The organism is Thermoplasmata archaeon, from assembly GCA_036395115.1.
Taxonomy (GTDB): domain Archaea; phylum Thermoplasmatota; class Thermoplasmata; order RBG-16-68-12; family RBG-16-68-12; genus RBG-16-68-12.
Map to the genome: position 1 here is coordinate 1 of DASWDU010000027.1, position 5,768 is coordinate 5,768.

Sequence of the window (5,768 nt, forward strand, 5' to 3'; positions counted from 1 at the left end):
ATGACGGGGTCGCTGCCGATCGTCCAGCCGGCGTCGTGCGCAGGCGACGCCAGGCCTTCGGGGGACGTGTCCCCCGGGAAGCCCGGCACGAGGGCGTTCTGCCAGGTGTCCCCTCCGTCCGTGGAGCGGTAGTACCCGGCCCATGAGAAGCCGCTCGCTTGGCGCGTGTCGCGCGCGGTCGCCACGAGCACGTTTCGGTCGTTCGGGAACGCCGCGATCGTGACCTCGTTCTGCGAGGCCGCCTCGGGGTCGAGGGTCACGAGGACGTTCGGATGCTCGACGCGAGTCAGGGGATGAGCCGCTTGCGCGGACGCGGACGTCAGCGCGAACAATGCGAAAGCCACGATTCCAACGCACGCCGAACGCGCGATTCGTCTCATACTCCACCCCAGAGCGGTGCGACCGCTCCGCAATCGAAGATACGGTATATAGCCCTGCGGCCGACGCGCCGCCAGGCGGGTCGCGACGTCGAACCGGCGACGGACGGTTCGGGCCGATTGGCTCTTGAAGGTCCGTGGCCCGTCACGGCGACGAGCCGCGGAGCATCTCGCGCAGGGAGCCTGCTTCGTGGTACGACCGCGCCAGGAGAGCCGCCTCGCGGTGGGGCATGCCTCCGGCCTCGAGCGCGTCACGAAACCGTCGCACGCCCCGCTTCCGATGGGACTGGAACCGGAGGAACGTCAGCCCGAGGTTCATCGCGAGCCGCGGCAACGTCGCCATGAGAACGACCGGGAAGCGGTCGCCGGTGTCCGACATCACTCTTCTTCCTTGTGGCGTTTCCCGACGGCCTTGGCGATGATCCCACCCAGGTTCAGGGACGACATGTATTGCTCCGTGAGCTTGAAGGCCTGCTCGTCCGTCATGCCGCTCTTCTTCAGCGTCGTGTAGAAGTCCGCCACGGCGGTCCCGAATTTCGTCGACGCGTCTTTCCCGTAGATGGAGTCCGTGAGGCTGTTCAGCAGCGCCGGGATTTTCTCCGAGAACGCCTCGAGCATCTCCTTCATTTCCGCCGGCCTCGGTCCCCTTCGTTCCTCGCTCATTCCGTACACCTTCATGTCTGACCGCCAGGAGGCTGGTCCCGGTACTTGGGCGCGCCGAGCAATTGTGACCACTTCTCGGCCACCGCGTCGGATACGCGGAACGTCCGGGTTCGGGAGCCGGGCGAGGCCACCACGATTCCTTGGCGCCGCAGGTCCTCGAGCCGCTGCCGCACGATGCGGCGGGAGGCGGTCCCTCGCTTCCCCTTGACCGCCTCCGTGATCTGGGAGATGTTCCGATCCGGGCGGTCGAACAGGACCGCGACGATGTGCCGCGAGATGTCGTCCTTGAGGCCCGGGATCACGAGGTCTGGGGACACCTTCCCGTACTTCGCGAAGAGGTCGAGGATCCGGAAGTAGCCGCGGGACACGTCTTGGAGGCGGTCCAGGTAGGCCACGAGTTCGGCGTACGGCCTGGCCATGTCGGAGAGGGCGGCGCTGAGTGCCTCGATCTGGGCGCGCAACTCCCGGAACTCCTTGCGGAGATCGTCCTCGGCCACGGCGGGCCCCATGCGGACGGGTCGGCTTATAGTGAACGTCCTGCACTCCTGTCCTCGATGAGAATGGGTCCGTCCGGATTTGAACCGGAGTCGCCAGCACCCCAAGCTGGTAGGATTTCTTGCGGGCGGGCAGACCGCAAGGCCCCGCGCCCGAACCAAGCTACCCCACGGACCCTTGAGGCCTCTCGAAGGTCTGCGGGACTAAAAACCCTTCTCCGTCCTCGTGCGTCTATCCGAACGGCAAGACTTCGTCGATCAGCTCCGCGTGGGACAGGATCATGCGGCGGCAGCAGTACCGTTTCAGCCCGAGCGTGTCGAGGACCGCTCCCGGCTCCTCTCCGCCGCGCGTCCGCTCGACGAACGGCTGGAAGGCGCTCCCGACGACCTTGCCGCACGTGAAACATCGGACGGGGATGATCATGGCCTCACCGGTACGACTTCTGCCGCTTCTTGCGGGCGCCGCGGCCGAGCGGATTCTTCGGCAGCTTCCGGCGTGTGTCCGGCACAATCAACGTGCGGTCGTACTCCCGGAACAGCGTCTCGAGGTCCCGGTCATTCAGGTATTGCACGAGGCCGCGGGCGATCGCCGTCCGGACCGCGTCCGCTTGGCCCATGACACCGCCGCCGTGCACGTTCACATTGATGTCGATCGAGTCGACCTTGCGGCCCGCAAGCTTGAGCGGCTCGAAGATCTTCAGCCGTCCGATCTCGAACGGGTACATCTCGACGGGCACGCCGTTGATCCGGACGATGCCGCGACCTTTCGTGAGCGTCGCCCGGGCGACCGCGGTCTTCCGCTTCCCGCTCGCGACGATCGCCTTCATGCCCGAGCCTCGAACTTCGACCCGAGGAGCCTCGAGACCTCGCCCAAGCTGATGAACGGCCCTTGCGGCGGGCGCTTCGCGACCTCGATGATCTCGAGCGGCTTGTCCTTGAATTCGGCGGGGACGGCGATGTAGACGCGCAACCGCTTCAGCGCGGTCCGGCCGCGCGGCTGCTGGTACGGCATCATGCGCGAGATCGTGCGGCGGAGGATCATGTCCGGCCGTCGCGGGTACCGCGGGCCGATGCCCCGCATCCGGCTCGCGGTGCTCCCTCGGGCGTGGGCCGCCCGGTACGCCTCGAAGACCATGTGCTTCTTGCCCGTGAGGATCGCGTGCTCCGCGTTCACGACGACGATCTCCTCGCCGTTGAGCAGGCGTTTCGCGAGGACCGAGGCCATCCGGCCGACGACGTGACCGGTCGCGTCGATGATCGGCATCGTCACCCCATGATCCGGACGCCGGATCCTTTGGGATTCTGGACGGCGAGCTCGAGGAGGCCGACGGACCGGCCCCCGGCCGCTTCGATCTTCTTCCGTGCGGCTGCGGACGATCGGAAGGCGGCGACGGTCACCGGCGTCGTGATCTCGCCGGTCGCCAGGACGACCCCGGGGACGACGATCTGCTCGCCCTTGGCCGCGTAGCGGCTGAGCCGCGAGAGGTTGACCTCGGACCAGTTCTTCCGGGACCGCTCGAGGCGCTCCGCGATGTCCCGCCAAATCGGCGCATCCGCTTCGCGGGAGACTTCCCGGAGCTCGCGCACGATGCGCTGGAGGTGAGTGTTCGTCTTGGGGGTCTTGGCCATGAAAACGGGCCTTGCGACCCGCGTTAGAGGAGTGCTCGATTTAAACGTTTGGGGGCGCAACCGGCGCACTCCCGGTTCCATCGGACGGACCCGGCTTCACCGGCTTCCGGGCCGATTCGCGTCCAAAACTATTAATATCAGGCGCTCCAGAATAATAGTGGGTGCCGGGTCTCCGCGGGGTGGACTAGTCGTGATTCGTTTTGGGCCGTCCGGGATCCCGTTGTCGTGCAAGGGCCGGACGCTGAGGGATGGCATCGAGGACATCCACAACCTCGGCCTGACCGCGATGGAGGTCCAGCTCGTCCGCGTGAACCTGAACGAGCGGTACGCGGGCGACGAGGACGTCGGCCGCACCCCGCGGGAGATCCCGGAGGAGCTGACCGTCCAGATCGGACGGAAGCAGGACCGCAAGGAGGTCCTCCTCTCGTCCCTCGACGAGAAGATCGAGAAGGGGGACGTGCTGTACAGCCTCGCCTCCGGCATCGCCGAGGACTATCGGGAGCTGCAGCAGCTGGGAGAGCTCTCGCGGGAGCTCGACATCGAGCTGTCCCTGCACACGCCGTACTACATGGACCTCGCCGACGCGGACGGCCTCGCGCAGAAGAGCGTCCAGAGCGTGGTGTGGGGCGGGATGCTCGCGGAAGCGATGGGCTCTCCGATCGTCGTGACGCACCTCGGGATGTTCGGCGAACTCGCCCCGAAGGAAGCGATGACCCGGATCGCGAAGAACCTCCGGCTCATCCGCGACGCGTACAAGAAGGGGAAGATCCACGCCCGGCTCGGCATCGAGGCGAGCGGCCGGACGGAGGTCGTTGGCAGCCTCGACGAGATCTTGACGCTCGTGAAGAACGCGAAAGGCATCCTGCCGGTCCTGAACTTCGCCCATGTCCACGCGCGCGGCTTCGGGCTCTTCAAGCGTCCGGAGGACTTCGACGACGTGTTGACGAAGGTCGAGCAGGCCTCCGACGGCGGGCACATCCACGCCCATTTCAGCGGCGTCGAACATGCGGACGGCAATGAGCTGCGCTACACGCCGATCAAGAAAGGCGACCTCCGGTTTGAGCCGCTCGCGGAATGCCTCCTCGACGAGGACTACGACCTGACGATCGTGTCGTCGTCGCCGCTGCTCGAGCACGACGCGATGTACATGAAAGTCATCCTCGAGCGCGTCCTCGCGAAGCGCCTGATCCGGCCGACGAAACCGGAGAAGGAAGAGAAGGAAGTGAGGCGCCGGTGAGGAAGGCCCCTGCCGTCGGGGCCAGAGGCACCGCCGAGGAGTCCACGAAGTACCTCCTCGACCATGTGAAGCAGATCCTTGCCGTCGACCGGAGCAAGGACATCGAGGCCGCCGTCGACGTCTTCACGTCGGCGAAGAAACTGTTCGTCTACGGCGTCGGCCGCAGCGGCCTCGCCGCCCGAGCCTTCGCGATGCGCATGGTCCAGCTGGGGATCGACTGCTACTTCATCGGCGAGACGATCACGCCGGTCGTGAACGACGGGGATGCGGTCCTGATCGTCTCGAACACCGGATCGACGATGAGCGCGATCCAGGTCGCGAACATCGCGCGCCGCGTCGGCGCCAAGGTCATCTCGGTCACGGGCCACCGCGCCTCGAAGCTCGCGAACGCTAGCAACGTCGTCTTGCTGATCCACGTGGCCGAGGACGGTGGTCAGGCGCGGCTCGCGCCCCTCGGCACCCTCTTCGAGGACACGACCGTCATCCTGCTCGACGGCCTGGTGGCGCAGATCATGGAGCAGCTCGGACAGACGGAATCCGACATGAGAGGCCGCCACGCGATCATGGTCTGACCGGTGGAATCGCGTCTCGACTCACTCGTTCGTGATTGGGTTCGAGATTGCGAGAAACACCGATTCACGCAACCTACCAGAAGACAGATATATGGGTGGCTATATGGTCACTATAGGCGCACCATATGCCGATTACGACGATCCAGGTGACGTCCGAAACGAGGAAGAAGCTAGCGAAGCTCAAGTCGTCGTCACGAGAGACGTACGACGATCTAATCAACCGGCTCCTCGCTCTCGTTCCGGAAGGTGACGAGGAAGGGCCGTACACGCAGGCCTTCAGGCTCGGGCTTCTGCGGGCTCGTCTCGATGTCAAAGAAGGCCGTGTCCTCTCTCACGAAGAACTGAAACGGCGACTGGGGTTGTGATCGATGCCTTGGTCGATCCTCTGGACCGACCAAGCCTTGCGGGACATGAGTCGACTTGATCCGCCCGTCGCCCGCAGGATCCTCGCGAAGATCGAGCAGACGACAAGCAGCCCGCTGCGGTTCTTTTCGCGTCTGGTGGCCTCAGACGAATACAAGCTGCGAGTCGGAGAGTATCGCCTCTTGGCCGCCTTGGATTCGGGCTCTCAAACGATCTTGGAGGAGCGTGTGGACCATCGCTCTCGCATATATGGACGGGGGTGACGAGAACCTTGGTACAAGGTCCCTTTATCCAGTCGTGCTCGGCTCTGTTTGCAGATGCCCGAGGAGTTCGCGGTCAGGCCGTAAGAGGTCAAGCGGCCACTCCACTTGGGACGTCTCGCGACCCAATCCGGCGCGAGGGCCGCAACAGAGTCTAGTATCGCGTTGCCCTC

11 protein-coding genes and 1 tRNA gene are annotated in these 5,768 nt (G+C 65.3%); 3 read left to right on the forward strand and 9 right to left on the reverse strand.

Annotation, left to right across the window (positions count from 1 at the left end; translation table 11 throughout):
* The 9 genes from VF992_06335 to VF992_06375 all read right to left on the reverse strand — a co-directional run.
* The coding region (locus VF992_06335; protein HEX9340772.1) for a hypothetical protein at positions 1-344 on the reverse strand (344 nt) is incomplete at its 3' end.
* A gap of 178 nt (positions 345-522) precedes the next feature.
* The gene (locus VF992_06340; protein HEX9340773.1) at positions 523-756 is read right to left on the reverse strand and encodes a hypothetical protein; all 234 of its coding nucleotides are present in this window, start codon (positions 754-756) and stop codon (positions 523-525) included.
* Positions 756-1,055, reverse strand: a complete 300-nt coding sequence (locus tag VF992_06345; protein HEX9340774.1) for a hypothetical protein — start codon at positions 1,053-1,055, stop codon at positions 756-758. The genes VF992_06340 and VF992_06345 overlap by 1 nt, the downstream gene beginning before the upstream one ends.
* Entirely contained in the window at positions 1,052-1,537 is a 486-nt protein-coding gene (locus VF992_06350) for a hypothetical protein (protein HEX9340775.1), read from the reverse strand. Before VF992_06350 ends, VF992_06345 begins: the two co-directional genes overlap by 4 nt.
* Positions 1,538-1,601: 64 nt before the next feature.
* A tRNA-Pro gene (locus VF992_06355) sits at positions 1,602-1,712 on the reverse strand.
* 54 nt (positions 1,713-1,766) lie between these two features.
* Complete coding sequence (locus VF992_06360; GenBank protein HEX9340776.1) at positions 1,767-1,958, reverse strand: DNA-directed RNA polymerase subunit N; 192 nt, start codon at positions 1,956-1,958, stop codon at positions 1,767-1,769.
* A gap of 4 nt (positions 1,959-1,962) precedes the next feature.
* Positions 1,963-2,361, reverse strand: coding sequence for a 30S ribosomal protein S9 (locus tag VF992_06365; GenBank protein ID HEX9340777.1), 399 nt, complete (start codon positions 2,359-2,361; stop codon positions 1,963-1,965).
* Positions 2,358-2,798 carry a 50S ribosomal protein L13 gene (locus tag VF992_06370; protein ID HEX9340778.1) on the reverse strand — a complete coding sequence of 147 codons (441 nt, stop codon included), beginning with the start codon at positions 2,796-2,798 and terminating at the stop codon, positions 2,358-2,360. The genes VF992_06365 and VF992_06370 overlap by 4 nt, the downstream gene beginning before the upstream one ends.
* Before the next feature lie 2 nt (positions 2,799-2,800).
* Positions 2,801-3,163 carry a 50S ribosomal protein L18e gene (locus VF992_06375; protein ID HEX9340779.1) on the reverse strand — a complete coding sequence of 121 codons (363 nt, stop codon included), beginning with the start codon at positions 3,161-3,163 and terminating at the stop codon, positions 2,801-2,803.
* A 190-nt stretch (positions 3,164-3,353) separates the two neighbouring features.
* Here VF992_06375 and VF992_06380 point away from each other — a divergent pair, with 190 nt between their 5' ends.
* The 3 genes from VF992_06380 (at position 3,354) to VF992_06390 (ending at position 5,337) form a co-directional block, all read left to right on the forward strand.
* Positions 3,354-4,400 carry a TIM barrel protein gene (locus VF992_06380; protein ID HEX9340780.1) on the forward strand — a complete coding sequence of 349 codons (1,047 nt, stop codon included), beginning with the start codon at positions 3,354-3,356 and terminating at the stop codon, positions 4,398-4,400.
* Positions 4,397-4,972 (forward strand): SIS domain-containing protein, encoded by a 576-nt coding sequence (locus VF992_06385; GenBank protein ID HEX9340781.1) that lies wholly within the window; start codon positions 4,397-4,399, stop codon positions 4,970-4,972. Before VF992_06380 ends, VF992_06385 begins: the two co-directional genes overlap by 4 nt.
* Positions 4,973-5,097: 125 nt before the next feature.
* A complete protein-coding gene (locus VF992_06390; GenBank protein ID HEX9340782.1) occupies positions 5,098-5,337 on the forward strand; it encodes a hypothetical protein in 240 nt (79 codons plus the stop codon).
* The last annotated feature ends 431 nt before the right edge of the window (positions 5,338-5,768 follow it).